Source organism: Pseudomonas putida (genome assembly GCF_028682175.1).
Classification (GTDB): domain Bacteria; phylum Pseudomonadota; class Gammaproteobacteria; order Pseudomonadales; family Pseudomonadaceae; genus Aquipseudomonas; species Aquipseudomonas putida_AD.
On sequence record NZ_JANHKS010000001.1, the window covers coordinates 117,678 to 132,812 of the forward strand.

The following is a 15,135-nucleotide window of genomic DNA, read 5'->3' on the forward strand; positions in this document are numbered from 1 at the left end:
ACCATTGGGTGGTTTGGGCAAAGCATAGGGTGATACGGTGAGAGCTGAGCTACACGGGGCTGGAGCCGTACTCCGACCTCCCCCGAGATGCGTCCCCACACGCGCATAACGATGTCGCGGGCTACCTGACAGCCCGGAAAATCGTGGTCAGTGGGCGACCGAACTTCAACCCTAGAGCGTCATAGTGTTCGGTCAACGCACCAAAAATTCACGTATGTGGTAGCTTCGCTGGCCCGAAAGGCATGGCGCTTCACCCTATTCTGAAGTGGCGCCGGCCATCGAAGCTATCAAATAGGAACGCATTATGACGCTCAAAACCGCCATAGCTGCCGTACTTAAGGCAACACGAAAGGCTCGCGGGCTATCCCAGAACAATCTGGCGCAGGTCAGCAGCCGAACCTACATTTCAAAGCTTGAGCGTGGGCAAAGCAGCCCAACCCTCGAAATGATGTCAACGTTGAGCTCTCCGCTTGGTATGAGTCCACTCGCCTTGGTCACCCTCACCCTGGCCGCAGAAGCTGGACAGTCAATCATGTCGTTGATTAAGACCGCTGAGAGTGAATTAGTCGCACTCAAGGAGGCAGGTATTTTCAATGAACTACAAATCGAGCTTGCCGAACCTGAGCCTTGGGCGCGCCCCATAATGGCGACCAAGAGTCGACCTCCTGCGAAAGCTTCCCAGCAAACTGAGTTCCGCTTTACCGACTAACGATGCCATCCGCTATTCCGGAAAGCCTAAACGCACAACGAACCCAAGCAAAGTTTGCCTATAAGGATTCGGCTTAATGTGGCTGAGGCCTCAGGAAAGACCGGTCTGAAAGGATGATGCCCAATGCAAATCGTTCAAGCAGGTCGGGCGTAGCTTCACTTTGGGGGGAGGAGCGAATGTAGTAGGACTGACTCAGCATCATTCCGATGATCGCTTCAGCAGCAGGTCGTACCGTCGACGCTTGGCAGCCGGAAGCCGAATGAATTCGCGATACGATGTCGATCAACAGCTTCAGATACTCATCTTTCAGGGCGTCAACCTTCGCTCTTTGAAGCTCAGTAAGGTTCAAATGCTCTCTAAGCATCAGTGTGACCCTGTGCCCCGCTCCGCCCTGAAAATCAGAGAATGCTCTCACGAACTTGCGCAACCGCTCCGTGGCCGCAGGGGTGTATTTCAATCTGCGCCTGGTCAGGAAAAGCAAATCCGACCAAGTGGCCTCAATCAGCTCATACAACAAGGTTTGCTTACTTTCAAAATGGTTGTAGAGAGCTCCAGTGGTCAGCCCGACGTGTACCGCCAAATCTCGCAGTCCTATGGCTTGATACCCATGCAGAGCAAAAAGCTCGATGGCACCGTCCAGCACCCGATCTCTGGGTGTGGAGGCCGCTGTTGTCACACACGTATCAAGAGGCATAAGCAATATACTTCGGCAGCGAAAACCCGTCATTGGGCCATCGAAATGTAAGACAACTGCTGTCTTATAGTAAAGCTTTGTGTTTCTGATAACGATGCCTAAGCCCACCACCTGACGGAAGGCAGGAAAGACGACATGATACGCGCACCAAAGCCCAGCAAAATATAGAAAAATGCCCACATATGGTGCTTGGGATGAGGCTCATACCCTCGCCCTCACTCGTCTCATCAACTCCAATCGAATAGCGCACTGCTCGACTTAGATGTAAGGTGTCTTACGACTTACCTTGCCCTACGCTTTCGCTTTTGGCGGGCACTACCATAACAACTCCCCCTAGGCTTAGAGACCCAGTGAGCACCGTATGAAATTGTCGCTGTCGATTCGGTCAAAGATCATTCTTCTATCCAGCCTATGCCTCGCGGCCACAGCCTGTGCAGTTGTAGCGATCAACCTGTATGAAACTCATCAGGGCAATGTGCTCGTGAATACCACCAGCGAACAAATGCTCAGCAACGGAGCTCGCTCGACGCTTGAGGCGAAGGCAGGCGAGCGAAGCCTTGCACTCCAGCAAACCTTTAGCGACATCCTGATCTTGGCCAAAACGATCGCTCGCCAAAGTGAGAACCAACGCAACGCCTGGGTAGCCAGGCACACTTCCCCTGCCGCACTGAGGGAGGACATCAATCAATCCGTGAAGAGTGCCTACTTTGACACCCCACGCATTCAGGGTATTGGCGTCGCGTTTGAGCCGAATGCCTTGGACTCAAAAGATACCGAATTTACTGGTGACCTTGAACACGGAAGCAATAAAACTGGTCGTTTCTCAACGTATTGGAGCCGTTTCGGTGGAAGTGACTTGCACTCCACCATTGAGGAGGAGAGCTTTTCGGACGTTTCCACCGGGCCCACCGGAGAGCCATATAACAGTTGGTACACATGCCCGTTGGCCACAAGCCATGCATGCCTAAAAGAGCCGTATACTGACAGCATTAACGGTGAGCGAACCTTACTCACCACCCTATCAGTGCCCATTCTGGCAAGTGGAAAGCCTATAGGCGTCGTATCAGTTGATCTAACGCTCAGCACGCTCCAAGCAGAGGCGATTAAAGCCCAGTCCCAGCTCTTCGGAGGTCAGGCGAGATTGTCCATCTTCTCACCTGGTGGAGTCGTAGCTGCAGACAGTGGAGCGCCTGCAGCGGTTGGATCGAAAGTGAATGAGGCTGATCTCACTACCTCCTTGCTGATAGCCTCAACGACCACAGATCAAAAAGAAATTCGAGCGCTGCTTCCAATCATCCCGTTCGAGGGCGCCGCCCCTTGGAAGGTAGTAATTACCGTTCCAAAAGAAGTGCTGTTGGCCGACGTGATAGTTATGCAGGAAAAACTCGCAAACCATCAAGCACGCGCCACTATAGGTGCCGTAGGGGTGGCCTCAGGAGCTGCGCTTTTGGGACTGGCGCTGACTTGGCTCGCGGCATCAGGCATAACCCGCCCCATCAATACCCTAGCGCGAATGCTCAATGATATCGCCAGTGGAGAGGGAGACCTGACACGCCGCTTAAGCTATTTAAAAAATGACGAGCTCGGCGACTTGGCAAAAGGTTTCAATAGCTTCCTCGACAAATTACAACCTACGGTCGCACAGATAAAGCAAAGCATTGGAAGGGCCAGGATCACCGCTGATCAATCCTCCTCTATTGCTCGTCAAACCAGTGACGGCATGCACATTCAATTCCGAGAAATCGAGCAAGTCGCTACAGCGTCCAACGAGATGAGTGCCACCGCTCTCGATGTTGCAAATAGCGCATCCAATGCAGCATCTGCAGCACAGGGCGCCGACCATGCGACTGAAGAAGGAATGGAAATTATCGTCAGCAGTGGTAAGGACATCCATGAGCTCGCAGAAGAAGTGACCAAGGCGATGCAAGAGGTTGAGGCATTGGCACACAACAGCGAACAGATTGGAAGCGTACTTGAAGTCATTCGAACCATCGCCCAACAGACCAACCTCCTGGCTCTAAATGCAGCCATCGAAGCAGCCCGCGCTGGTGATAGTGGACGAGGGTTTGCGGTGGTTGCGGACGAAGTGCGCAGGCTAGCTGGCCGCACCCAAGAATCGGTGGAAGAAATTCGAGTTGTTATCGAGCGCTTACAGGAGAGCACAGCGACCGTGGTGGAGACGATGCAGAGGAGCCAAAGTAAAGCATTGGCGAATGCAAAGAACACTAGCCAAGCATCAATGGCGTTGAGCCGAATAACGGACGCGGTTTCAGTCATAAGCGACATGACTCTTCAGATTGCCAGCGCAGCCGAAGAGCAAAGCGCTGTGGCCGAAGAGGTGAATCGCAACGTGGCTGCAATCCGCCAGGTGACAGAATCACTGACTGGGCGAGCCACCGAGTCTGCAGACATCAGCAATCGACTAAGAATGCTGGCGGAAGAACAACAGGCGCTGACCGACCACTTTAAGGCTTAGGAATATCCCAGGGTAATGCGCCGCTGATATCAGTTGTTTGTTATCATACAATTCATTGTAAATACCAAATTAACGCGAAAATATCGCATTTAGGAGCGGCAACCCTATGGAAGCCACAGCTAACGCCCGCCGAGGCAACCTTGCAGAAACGGTAATTCGAGAACTGTCCAACCGAATTGACACGGGCGCCTATCGACCAGGTGAGAAATTGCCATCGGAGCTAGCGTTAGGCAAGGAATTCAACGTCAGTCGCCCCGTAATTCGTGAAGCCGTAGCGTCGCTGCGCCTAGGCGGGCGCCTTGTTGCCCGGCAAGGCATCGGCGTGTTTGTGGTCGAACAAGACACCAAGCGCATCGGATACGCGCTGAGCACCCCTGCAGGCGATGTCCGAGCGGCTGCTCAGGTTCTTGAGTTAAGGCTTGGGGTTGAGTTGGAGTCAGTGGCGCGCGCGGCGCAAAGGCGCTCCCCGACGAGTATTGCTGAAGTGACCGAAGCGTTTGATCGGTTCAATGCCCTGGATGGGAGTGATTTGGAAGCAGAAGTGAAAGCAGACTTTGACTTCCACATGGCCATCGCTCGTGCGACGAACAACCCCCACTTTACTCAGTTCATGGAAGCACTAGGCCCAGAGATAATTTCTGATCTGCAAATCAAGCACAGCCGAGCGAGCAAAAAAAATAGGAAGTCACACATCGAAAAAATCGAAAAGGAACATGCCGCGATCCTCACCGCAATTATGATCGGAGATGTTGATGCTGCCCGTGCAGCTCTGCGTAAACACCTCGACGAAAGCCTGCTTCGCTACCAGCGATTGGTAGGCAGCGATCAGTGACCACTGCCAACCACACTGTCAGGCTACGCCCAGGCAGACGTATTTGATTTCAACGTAGTCTTCTATGCCATAGCGTGAACCTTCGCGGCCCAAGCCGGATGCCTTGATACCACCAAATGGCGCAACCTCTGTAGCCACGACACCAACGTTGACGCCAACCATTCCGTACTCGAGAGCCTTACTAACTCGCCACACTCGGCCAATATCCCGTGCAAATATGTAGCACGCGAGCCCGTAAGGAGTGTCATTGGCCGCCGCGATTACTTCCTCCTCTTCCTTGAAGCGGAATACCGGAGCCACTGGGCCAAAGATTTCCTCACATGCCACGCGCATCCGAGGGGTCACATCCGACAGTAACGTCGGTTGATAGAATGCAGCACCCTGGGCATGGCGCTGGCCGCCCGTGAGCACTGTCGCCCCCTGCTGCTCGGCTTCTCGAACCATGGCATCGACATCGGACACGGCCTTGCTATCAATCATGGGGCCAACGACTGTCCCCGAGTCACTACCGTCCCCTACTTGAAGCTGCTCTATACGCTGTTTGAATTTCTCCAGAAAGGTATCGTATACCCCGTCCTGCACGTAGAAACGGTTGGCGCAAACACACGTTTGCCCTGCATTTCGGAACTTCGCAATCAGCGCCCCTTCCACTGCAGCATCCAGATCCGCATCGTCGAAGACTATGAAGGGAGCGTTGCCTCCCAACTCCATCGTGACTTTTTTTACGGTCGCGGCGCATTGTTCGAGCAGCTTTATGCCGATCGGAGTGGATCCTGTGAAGGAAAGCTTTCTAACGATCGGGCTCGACGTTAGCTCGCCACCAATGGCTCCAGCATCACCTGTAACGACATTCAAAACGCCGGGGGGGATACCTGCTTCCTCGGCGAGCACACACAATGCAAGAGCAGACAACGGCGTCTGAGCTGCTGGCTTCAACACGAGCGTACAGCCCGCAGCCAATGCCGGAGCAGCTTTGCGCGTGATCATCGCCGCCGGGAAATTCCACGGCGTGATAGCAGCGCATACACCAATCGGCTCCTTCGTGACCAGCAGGCTTCGACCTGGCGTTGGAGATGGGATGATGTCGCCGTACAGACGCTTCCCCTCCTCCGCATACCATTGGATGTATTGAGCCGCAAAGGAGATCTCACCGCGAGATTCGCTGAGTGGCTTCCCTTGCTCAGCAGTCATGATCTGAGCGAGATCCTCGAGGTTGTTCAGGATCAAGTGATACCACTTCATCAGTAGCATTCCACGCGCTTGCGCAGTCAGATCACGCCAGGCTGGGAGAGCTCTATTTGCGCATGCGATAGCTTGGCGAGTATGCATTGCACCTAAACGAGGAACCACGCCAAGCACAGTGCCGTTGGCAGGGTTGATGACATCAATCACGTCCCTGCTATCAGCGCCCAACCACTCTCCTCCGATGTAACAAAGATTGCGTATAAGTTCTGGCTTTTTCAAATTCATTGCTTGAGCTCGTCAACTTTTGACCAAAAAAAAGGTGGGCCAACGAGGGCCCACCCCTACAAGGAAATCAACGGGCGGCCATGGCCTTCTCGCGGATTTGGCTAAGTGTCATTTTCGGAGTGAGTGCCTCAGGATCGATTTGCACTTCAATCAGTGAAGGCTTGCCGCTTGCCTGACACCGAGCGAACGCATCAAAGAATTCGTCAGTGGCCGTGACTGTCTCGCCGTGCAGACCGAACGACTTTGCAAAGGCAGCAAAATCTGGGTTACTCAGCTCCGTGCCCGCGATACGACCAGGGTAGTGACGCTCTTGGTGCATACGGATAGTCCCGTACATGCCATTGTTCACGACCACGATAATGACGCGCGCGTCGTAGTGAGCGGCGGTAGCGAGCTCTTGCCCATTCATCAAAAAGCAACCGTCACCCGCAAACGCGACGACTGTGCGTTCAGGGTAAGTCAGCTTGGCGGCTACTGCGGCGGGTACGCCATAACCCATTGAGCCATTGGTTGGGCCGAGCAGAGTGCGAAACTCACGATGCTGGTAGCCTCTGTGTACCCAAGCGGTGTAGTTGCCAGCGCCACAGGTCAGAATGCTGTCCTTGGGAAGCTTTTCATTGAGCCAGGCGATGACCTGACTCATCTGAACCTTGCCCGGCGATGGCGGGCATTCAAAATTGCTACGGTACCCAACATTCAGTTCAATGACCCAGTCATTGAAAGCGCCAGGCTGCATTGCAGGCAGTTGGGCGGCCTGTTTTAGAAAACTGCCAGCCCCGGCGTTGATACCCAAGTCCGGTTGATAGACTCGACCGATCTCTTCGGCACTGGCATGTACATGCACCAGCGTCTGCTTGGGAGTTGGGATGTCGAGAAGGGCATAGCCTCCCGTGGTCATCTCACCGAGGCGCGCACCCACCACAATCAGCAAGTCCGCCTCTTTTACGGCCTCAACCAGCACAGGGCCAGCAGCCAGCCCTAGATCGCCCGCGTACTGACGGTCAGCATTGTCATATAGATCCTGGCACCGGAACGAAGCAGCGACCGGCAGGTTTTGTTTGTAAGCAAAACGCTTGAGATCGGCGACCGCCTCAGCGTCCCATCCACCGCCCCCAGCAATCACCAATGGCTTGCGCGCCCTGGCCAGTAGCTTCTGCAACTGGTCGAGTGCTGCGGTTGAGGGAGCACCCTCAACACGAACCGCAGCGCGAGCATCAGGAACCTCTACCAGATCGGTGAGCATGTCCTCGGGCAAAGCCACGACAACGGGGCCTGGGCGGCCATTCATTGCACGTTGGAAAGCTTGGTTTACGAGTTCAGGGATGCGCTTTGCATCGTCGATTTGGACAACCCATTTGGCCATCTGCCCGAACATCCGACGATAATCGACCTCTTGGAACGCCTCACGCTCGATCTGATCACGCGCAACCTGCCCGATGAAAAGAATCATCGGTGTAGAGTCTTGGAAAGCCACGTGAACGCCGACAGAGGCGTTCGTGGCGCCTGGGCCGCGCGTTACGAGGCAGATACCAGGTTTCCCAGTCAGCTTGCCGTAGGCCTCCGCCATGTAAGCTGCACCGCCTTCTTGGCGGCAAACGATCAGATCGATTTCGTCCTGTACATCATGCAAGGCGTCGAGAACAGCGAGATAACTCTCACCTGGGACGCAGAAAGCTCGTTCAACGCCATTTACGCGCAGTGCATCGACCAACACTTGGCCGCCGCTGCGCTTGTCTTTGGATGGATTACTCATTTGTGTTTCTCCACAAGCCGCAACGGTCAAATGACCGAGTCTTCCAGGAATGGAACATTATCGATTACCCGCTGGTACGACAGAGGGGAGAGATCCAGCGCTCGGTAACCACCGTAAGTGATCAGCTCGGACAGTCCACGCCCAATTGCCGGCGCCTGCTGAAGGCCGTGGCCGCTGAAGCCGTTACAGAAAAGGAAGTTTTTGACTTCGTTGTGCGGCCCCACAATCGCGTTATGATCGAGTACGCAGAAGTCGTAATGGCCAGCCCAAAAGTTGACTACCTTGATGCCTTCAAACGCAGGTACACGCTCCGCGAGGATTGGCCAAACCTCCTCATCGAACTCTTCGTGCAGCACTTCGAAATCTTCAAAGTCCACTTCAGGATCGTTTTTAGGGTACGTCCCCCCGAGATAGAACTGACCTTCGGGTCGGAAGAAGACCCCTGTCGGATCGATGGTGAGCGGTACCTTGCCTTGCAAAGGCGTACGACAGTCAAAGACGAATAGGGAACGACGGCGAGGCTCAACCGGAATATCCAAACCGGCAAGGCGTGCGATTTTAGTACCACGAGTACCAGCACAGTTGACGAGAATGCCGCAACTAACGACCTCACCACTGGACAGCGTTACGCCAGTAATTCGATCCCCTTCGCGCTGAACGGCAACAACCTCATTTTCGATGTACTCGATACCTAGTGAGCGAGCCTTGCGACGGAAGCCCTGAAGCATGCCCAGGCTGTCGAACCATCCCTCGCCGGACTGACCATAACTTGCGCCTGCAAGGCTATCCGGATTAACCCAGGGGAATTTCTGAATCAGTTGCTCCGGGTCAAGCAATTGCACGTCAGCCCCATGAGCCACCTGTGTACTGTGCAGTCGGCGGAGGACTTCGAAGCCTTTCTGGTCACCCAGGAACAGATAACCGTTCTCGTGGAATGCCAGATCAGGGCGGTCGCCATCCAGCTCCATCGTGTCAGGGAAGTTGCGTACGAACTCGGCACCGAACTTCGAGATTTCGATGTTGATCGGATTGGAAAACTGCTGGCGAATGGAGCTGCTAGACAACGCTGTAGCAGATTTGTTGTACGTCCAGTCGCGTTCAATGACTAGCACTGAGCCATTGAAATCTGGATTGGTTGACAGGAAGTAGGCTACCGAACTGCCGTTCACGGCGCCGCCCACGATGATCACGTCGTAATGTTTTTTGGCTGCTGTAGTGGCCATGGATGTCACCGTTTCGTTTCTTGGGCGGAGTCTTCAAAATGGCCGGCACCTGCAAAGTTGCCGCCGTGGTACCGTGCTGCAGGATCGTTCCGATCCAGGGGCGGATGCTCAGCGAGGATCTGCTCGCGATAGTCATCAGCACTGTCCTGCGGGACATAGCCAATGGAACTCGCCAAGCGGTTATCCCAAAGCGATTCGCGATTGGCAGACATGCCATACACGATCATGTGAGCGACGCGGGGAGCGAGCAGTGAACGCTCGACCAGTTGGGAGAAGTCCCCAAAGGACAACCATGTCGCGAGCATCCGCCGATCCAGGGGCTTCTCGAAGGAGGAGCCGATACGCAGGTTCACAGACTCAATCCCGAATTTGTCCCAGTAGTAACGCCCCAGGTCTTCAGCAAAACACTTTGACAGGCCGTACAAGCTGTCAGGACGGTGGGCGACACTGGCATCAATCGTCTCAGTGCGATCATAGAACCCGATGGCGTGATTGGAGCTGGTGTACACCACACGTTTAACACCGTGCTGGCGCGCTGCTTCATAAATGTTGTAGGTGCCAACGATGTTGCCGTTGAGGATGTTGGCAAACGTATTTTCCAGCGGTACCCCGCCGGCATGCACCACGGCATCAACTCCCTCAAGCAGAGGCAGTACTGCCTCAAGATTCCCCAGATCTACCTTGCTGCCTTCCTCATGAGCAGCGAGCGGGCCAAGATCGGCAATGTCGGTGAGACGCAGTACGTCAGCGTGAGCCTGAAGCGATTTACGCAACACGCTGCCCAACCGACCAGCCGCACCAGTGATCAGAATTCTTTTAAATGGTTTTTTCATAACGTCCTCCCGTTTATGAGTTACAAGCTCAGGCGAGTGCGGCCAAGGCATCGCGCAACTGTTGAAGCGCTTGGGCCAACTGTTCACGCGAGGTCGCAAACGACAGCCGGATGTACGGCTCAACGCCAAAAGCTGAGCCAGGGACGGTAGCTACCTTGCCTTCGCGCAGTAGGTAACTCGCCAAATCAGCGTCATTGGAAATCAGTGCGCCAGACGGGGTGCGCTTACCAATAAAGCCTGCGCATTTGGGGAACGCATAGAACGCGCCTTCCGGCATTTGAAGCTCCAGACCTTCAATACCAGAGAGTCCCTCAATGACCATGGCACCCCGCGCCTTGTACTCAATCAAGGCTTGCGCAACGAAATCTTGTGGGCCATTGAGTGCGGCCACAGCAGCCAGTTGCGAGATAGAGGATGGACACGTGGTCGTCTGTGATTGGGTTTTGTTCATCGCGACGATCAAGTCGCGCGGGCCGGCGGCATAACCCAAGCGATAGCCTGTCATGGCGTATGCCTTGGATACGCCATTGATCACCAGGGTGCGATCACGCAATTGCGGGCACGCGATCACAAAAGGGGTGAACGGTTTATCGCCCAACAGAATGTGTTCGTAGATCTCATCTGAGATCACCAATACGCGCGGATGACGAGCGATTACCTCACCGAGGGCAGCGAACTCCTCACGCGTGTAGATGGCACCGGTCGGGTTATTCGGAGAATTGAGCATGACCCAACGGGTACGAGGGGTGATCGCAGCTTCCAACGTCTCAGCGTTAAGCTTGAAGCCGGCTTCTGCCTCACAAGGCAACACCTTAGGCACTCCCCCGTTGAGAAGTACCATGTCGGTGTAAGACACCCAGTAAGGAGCCGGGGTGATCACCTCATCTCCCGGCTCCAAAGTCGCCAAGAAAGCATTGAACAGCAGTTGCTTCGCGCCGTTGGCCACGCAGACCTCGTCCTCGTGATAGTCCAGGTCGTTTTCACGCTTGAACTTCGAGACGATCGCCTTACGCAAGCTTGGAAATCCATTCGGCGCGGTGTAGCCGTTGTTGCCCTCCAGCATCGCTTTGTGGGCAGCCTCAATCACATGAGGTGGAGTATTGAAGTCTGGTTCGCCGAGGCTAAGGTTGATCACCGACTCACCATCAGCCAGCATTTTCTTAGCGAGCTCAGAAACTGCCATGCTAGGCGAGCTTTTGACAGTACGCACTCGAGTGCTCTGGAAATCCATGATCATTTCTCCCCTGCGGCTTCATAGCCGTAAAGTTCGAGAGCTTGGAGCTTGGTGATGTAGCCAAACCGAATGTCACGCTCAACTTCAGAGCGAGGCCGTTGTTTCGGATCTCCGTAGCCACCGCCACCTGGCAGGCTGAGGACGAGCTTGCGGCCCGCTGGTACGAACTGCTGTCCTTTGCCGCGCAGTTTTGTGCCGTCGTCCAGGCCAACATAACCGCATGCCCCCTCGCCTCCGCCTTCCAAACCTCGGGCGGGATAGCCGATTCGGTCGAACATGGCACTGAAGCGGAAGTTGTAGCCTTCTGCTGCGGAGACCTCGATTTCCTGGCCAAGGCCACCACGCAACGCACCTGCACCGCCAGAACCATCGCGCAGTTCTTTACGCCACACGATGACTGGGCCAGCGTGCTCAGTAGCCTCAACTGGCATGGTGTGCACACCGCTAGGGAATGCTGTTGCCGATAGGCCATCCAGGCGTGCACGAGCCCCCATACCACCGCTGTTGAACATCAGCATTTCTGCGTGACGCCCGGTGGTATTACCCTCTTCTGGTCGGACAGAGAGATGGAGGTTCCACAGCGCGCTCGCCCCCTCTGCAGGAACCTGGCCCGGAAGACATTTATGCAACGCACCAAGCACCAAATCAGGCACAAAATGGCCCAGCACGTGGCGCACTGAAACCGGTGCAGGGTGCTTAGCGTTTAGAATGCAGCCCTCTGGCGCGACAACCTCAAAGGGTGCAAGCGATGCAGTGTTGTTGGGGATTTCAGGCGCCACGATGCACTTGAGTCCGTAGCAGGCATATGCCTTCGCATACCCCAGTGGCACGTTGATGCCGAACTGACTCATGCCTGAGGTACCGACAAAATCGCTTTTGATACCGTCAGGCCCGACGGTCAGCGTCACGGCCAAGGTGACCGGCACATCGTATCCGTCGAGGGTCATGCTATTGGTGTAGGTACCGTGCGGCAATGACTTGAAGCACTCGAGAGTAGCGCGACGACTGTGCTCCAGAATGAAGCCTCCGATCATGTCCAGGTCTTCAAGACGGAACTCTTTGAGCATGTCCAACAGACGCTTGTGGCCTGTTTCGTTACATGCCGCCAGCGCGTAGAAATCTCCTACGACCCGATCATTCTCACGGACGTTGTTACGCAGGATATTGATCAGGTCACGATTAACCTTGCCGCGCTCGAACAGTTTCATGATCGGGATGAACAGACCTTCTTCGTAGACTTCCCGAGCATCCGGGCCAAACCCACGACCACCGATATCTACCACGTGAGCTGTACTGGCGAAGTAGCCGATCAGCCTGCCCTGATGGAACGATGGAGAAACGATCGTGATGTCGTGTAGGTGTCCAGTGCCCTTCCAAGGGTCATTGGTGACGTAGACGTCGCCTTCAAAGATGTTGTCTTGGCCGATGTCATTGATGAAATGAACAACTGCCTCAGCCATCGTGTTGACGTGACCAGGAGTTCCCGTCACAGCCTGTGCGAGCATGTTGCCTTCGCGGTCAAAGACTCCTGCTGAGAGATCGCCCGCCTCGCGTACACTTGTAGAAAACGCAGTACGGATGAGGGTCAAAGCCTGCTCTTCCACCACAGAGACCAAGCGATTCCACATCACCTGCATCTGGATATCGATCATTGTTTCGCTCATGAGATAAAACCTTCTGTGCGGATAGCGCTTAACGTTTGATGACCAGCAGGCAACCATCTGGCTGGACTGTGGCGACAAATGAAGACGAGACAAATGTGGAGGTTTCGCGCTCAGCAATAATTGCCGGGCCATCGACTCGGGCGCCGACTTGCAAGGTTTCGCGCTCGTAAATGCCGGCTTTGACGTAGCCACCGCTGACTACATCGAACACCTGGCGATACGTAATTGGTTCTGCGCGGTACGAAGCGTTGATCTGAACGACCTCGTCTACAGGCGGCAAAGGGGAGCTCGCTTTTACAGACCAGCTGACGACTTCAATATCCGGCCCCTCGATAGGGCGACCGAAGAAGACGGTATAGGCAGCCTCAAAACGAGTTTTGAAGTCCGCGACATCGGTGTCCACAAATGCTTTGAAAGGCATGTCGACCGGGATCTCCCACCCTTGGCCGACGTAGCGCATGAATGCGGTGCATTCCAGCTCGGGCTCACCCTCAGGCATGCCTTGGCGCAGGAAGCCCATCGCCTCTGAAGTCATGTCGTCAATGAGATCATTGACCGCATTGGCATCGAAGGCAGAGAGGCGTGTAAACGAGCTGCGAACAGCTTCATATCCAAACGGGGCGCGCAAGAAGCCGATGGCAGATCCAACACCAGCGCCTGCCGGCACGATGAAACGCGATACTCCCATCTTTTCGCACAGCCTGGCGGCATGCAGCGGCCCACCTCCACCAAACGTGATCATCGTGAAATCACCGATGTCCTTGCCGCTCTCAACCGCATGGACTCGGCCAGCGTTGGCCATGTTTTCGTCGACGACTTCACATACGCCGTAAGCCGCAGTGTTTGCATCAAGGCCCAGAGGGGAGCCGACGACCTGAAGCATTGCCGCGCTCGAGTTCTCGACAGAGAGGAGCAGACTGCCACCAGCAAAATTGTCAGGATCTAACCGACCGAGCAGGAGGTTCGCGTCGGTAATGGTGGGCTGCTCGCCGCCACGGTTGTAGCAGGCAGGCCCAGGTTCGGAGCCAGCACTGTGTGGCCCAACCCGGATTTGGCGCATGCTGTCGATACTGGCAATGGAACCTCCGCCAGCGCCGATTTCCACCATCTCGACGACTGGAATGGAGATGGGCATTCCGCTGCCTTTTTTGAATCGATATGTGCGCGCAACCTCAAACGTTTTCGCGGTTTTTGGAACCTTGTTTTCAATCAGGCAGATCTTGGCGGTAGTCCCGCCCATATCAAACGAGACGACGTTATTGAGTCCATATTTACGGGCCACGTCAGCAGCGAAAATAGCGCCGCCAGCAGGGCCTGACTCTACGAGGCGGACTGGGAATTCGGCAGCGCTTTGCACCGAAATAATTCCCCCGCCGGAGTGGATCATAAATACCGGACAACGCCCTCCCGCTTCCTCGAGCGTCACCACCAACCGATCAAGGTAGGACTTGATGAGCGGCTTGACGTACGCGTTCGCGCAGACAGTATTGAACCGCTCGAACTCACGCATTTGCGGCGAGACTTCGCTGGAAATCGAGATCGAAACCTGTGGCAAACGAGCTTGCAGAACGTCCCGCAGTTGCTCCTCATGAGCACCGTTGACGTAGCTGTGGATGAAGCCAATGGCAACGCTTTCGTAATCGCCGGCAGCAATGCGCTCTACAAGCTCATCAATTTCCGTCCGGGAGGGAGCAATCAGGACTTGCCCATTTACATCCAGTCGTTCATGGAGCGTGTAGCGATGCTCCCGCTCAATGAGTGGTGGCGGCAATGAGATGTTGATGTCGTACTGCTCGAAGCGGTTTTCAGTACGCATCTCGAGCGTATCGCGGAACCCTTCCGTGGTAATGAACGCGGTGCGGGCGCCACGACGCTCAATCAACGCGTTAGTTGCCAGGGTGGTGCCGTGGATCAATTGATCGATGTCACCCAGCGTCAGGCCTGCCGCAGCAACAACTTCATTCACACCTTTGAGGATCGCACGCTCAGGCTTGGTATAGTCAGTGAGCACCTTAGTTGAATGCATCACGCCGTTATGTTCCAAAGCGATATCCGTGAAGGTACCGCCTATGTCCACGCCTACACGGCATGAGGAAGCGTTCATCTTTATCTCCCAAACATTAATTCGTTAAATCACGCAACGCGTAACTTATAATGTCAGTTATATGTTGTCTTACAGGAATGTTTAGTAATGTATCGGCAATCCAAGCTCAATGCGCCAGGTGAGAATCCTTTCTCCCCGGGGCT

Annotated in this window: 11 protein-coding genes and 1 pseudogene; 4 read left to right on the top strand and 8 right to left on the bottom strand. The window is 54.9% G+C overall.

All coding sequences use genetic code 11. The features are described 5' to 3' along the window. The first annotated feature begins 304 nt into the window (after positions 1-304). Complete coding sequence (locus NPS29_RS00505; protein ID WP_274130051.1) at positions 305-709, top strand: helix-turn-helix domain-containing protein; 405 nt, start codon at positions 305-307, stop codon at positions 707-709. 73 nt (positions 710-782) lie between these two features. Here the strand turns inward: NPS29_RS00505 and NPS29_RS00510 are convergent, their stop codons facing one another. Continuing rightward, on the bottom strand, positions 783-1,352 hold the full coding sequence (locus tag NPS29_RS00510) for a TetR/AcrR family transcriptional regulator (RefSeq protein ID WP_274130052.1): 570 nt from the start codon (positions 1,350-1,352) through the stop codon (positions 783-785). Between the two features lie 553 nt (positions 1,353-1,905). Between NPS29_RS00510 and NPS29_RS28770 the strand changes: the two are divergent. From NPS29_RS28770 to NPS29_RS00520, 3 genes and pseudogenes are all read left to right on the top strand, one after another. Then, positions 1,906-3,021 (top strand): annotated as a pseudogene (locus NPS29_RS28770) (HAMP domain-containing protein); the annotation flags it as partial. Positions 3,022-3,123: 102 nt separating this feature from the next. Further along, positions 3,124-3,879: a methyl-accepting chemotaxis protein gene (locus NPS29_RS28775; protein ID WP_425312424.1), complete on the top strand. Its 756-nt coding sequence runs from the start codon at positions 3,124-3,126 to the stop codon at positions 3,877-3,879. A 106-nt stretch (positions 3,880-3,985) separates the two neighbouring features. Then, positions 3,986-4,711, top strand: coding sequence for a FadR/GntR family transcriptional regulator (locus NPS29_RS00520; RefSeq protein ID WP_274130054.1), 726 nt, complete (start codon positions 3,986-3,988; stop codon positions 4,709-4,711). Between the two features lie 18 nt (positions 4,712-4,729). On the opposite strand, the gene NPS29_RS00525 is transcribed toward NPS29_RS00520, so the two are convergent. From NPS29_RS00525 to NPS29_RS00555, 7 genes are all read right to left on the bottom strand, one after another. Further along, entirely contained in the window at positions 4,730-6,181 is a 1,452-nt protein-coding gene (locus NPS29_RS00525; RefSeq protein ID WP_274130055.1) for an NAD-dependent succinate-semialdehyde dehydrogenase, read from the bottom strand. 67 nt (positions 6,182-6,248) lie between these two features. After that, positions 6,249-7,934, bottom strand: a complete 1,686-nt coding sequence (locus NPS29_RS00530; RefSeq protein ID WP_274130056.1) for a thiamine pyrophosphate-binding protein — start codon at positions 7,932-7,934, stop codon at positions 6,249-6,251. Between the two features lie 26 nt (positions 7,935-7,960). Further along, on the bottom strand, positions 7,961-9,157 hold the full coding sequence (locus NPS29_RS00535) for an NAD(P)/FAD-dependent oxidoreductase (RefSeq protein WP_274130057.1): 1,197 nt from the start codon (positions 9,155-9,157) through the stop codon (positions 7,961-7,963). Positions 9,158-9,162: 5 nt separating this feature from the next. Then, positions 9,163-9,990: an NAD-dependent epimerase/dehydratase family protein gene (locus NPS29_RS00540; protein ID WP_274130058.1), complete on the bottom strand. Its 828-nt coding sequence runs from the start codon at positions 9,988-9,990 to the stop codon at positions 9,163-9,165. A gap of 28 nt (positions 9,991-10,018) precedes the next feature. After that, positions 10,019-11,221 (bottom strand): pyridoxal phosphate-dependent aminotransferase, encoded by a 1,203-nt coding sequence (locus NPS29_RS00545; RefSeq protein WP_274130059.1) that lies wholly within the window; start codon positions 11,219-11,221, stop codon positions 10,019-10,021. A gap of 2 nt (positions 11,222-11,223) precedes the next feature. Continuing rightward, complete coding sequence (locus tag NPS29_RS00550; RefSeq protein WP_274130060.1) at positions 11,224-12,888, bottom strand: hydantoinase B/oxoprolinase family protein; 1,665 nt, start codon at positions 12,886-12,888, stop codon at positions 11,224-11,226. 28 nt (positions 12,889-12,916) lie between these two features. Further along, complete coding sequence (locus NPS29_RS00555; protein WP_274130061.1) at positions 12,917-14,992, bottom strand: hydantoinase/oxoprolinase family protein; 2,076 nt, start codon at positions 14,990-14,992, stop codon at positions 12,917-12,919. Positions 14,993-15,135: the final 143 nt, after the last annotated feature.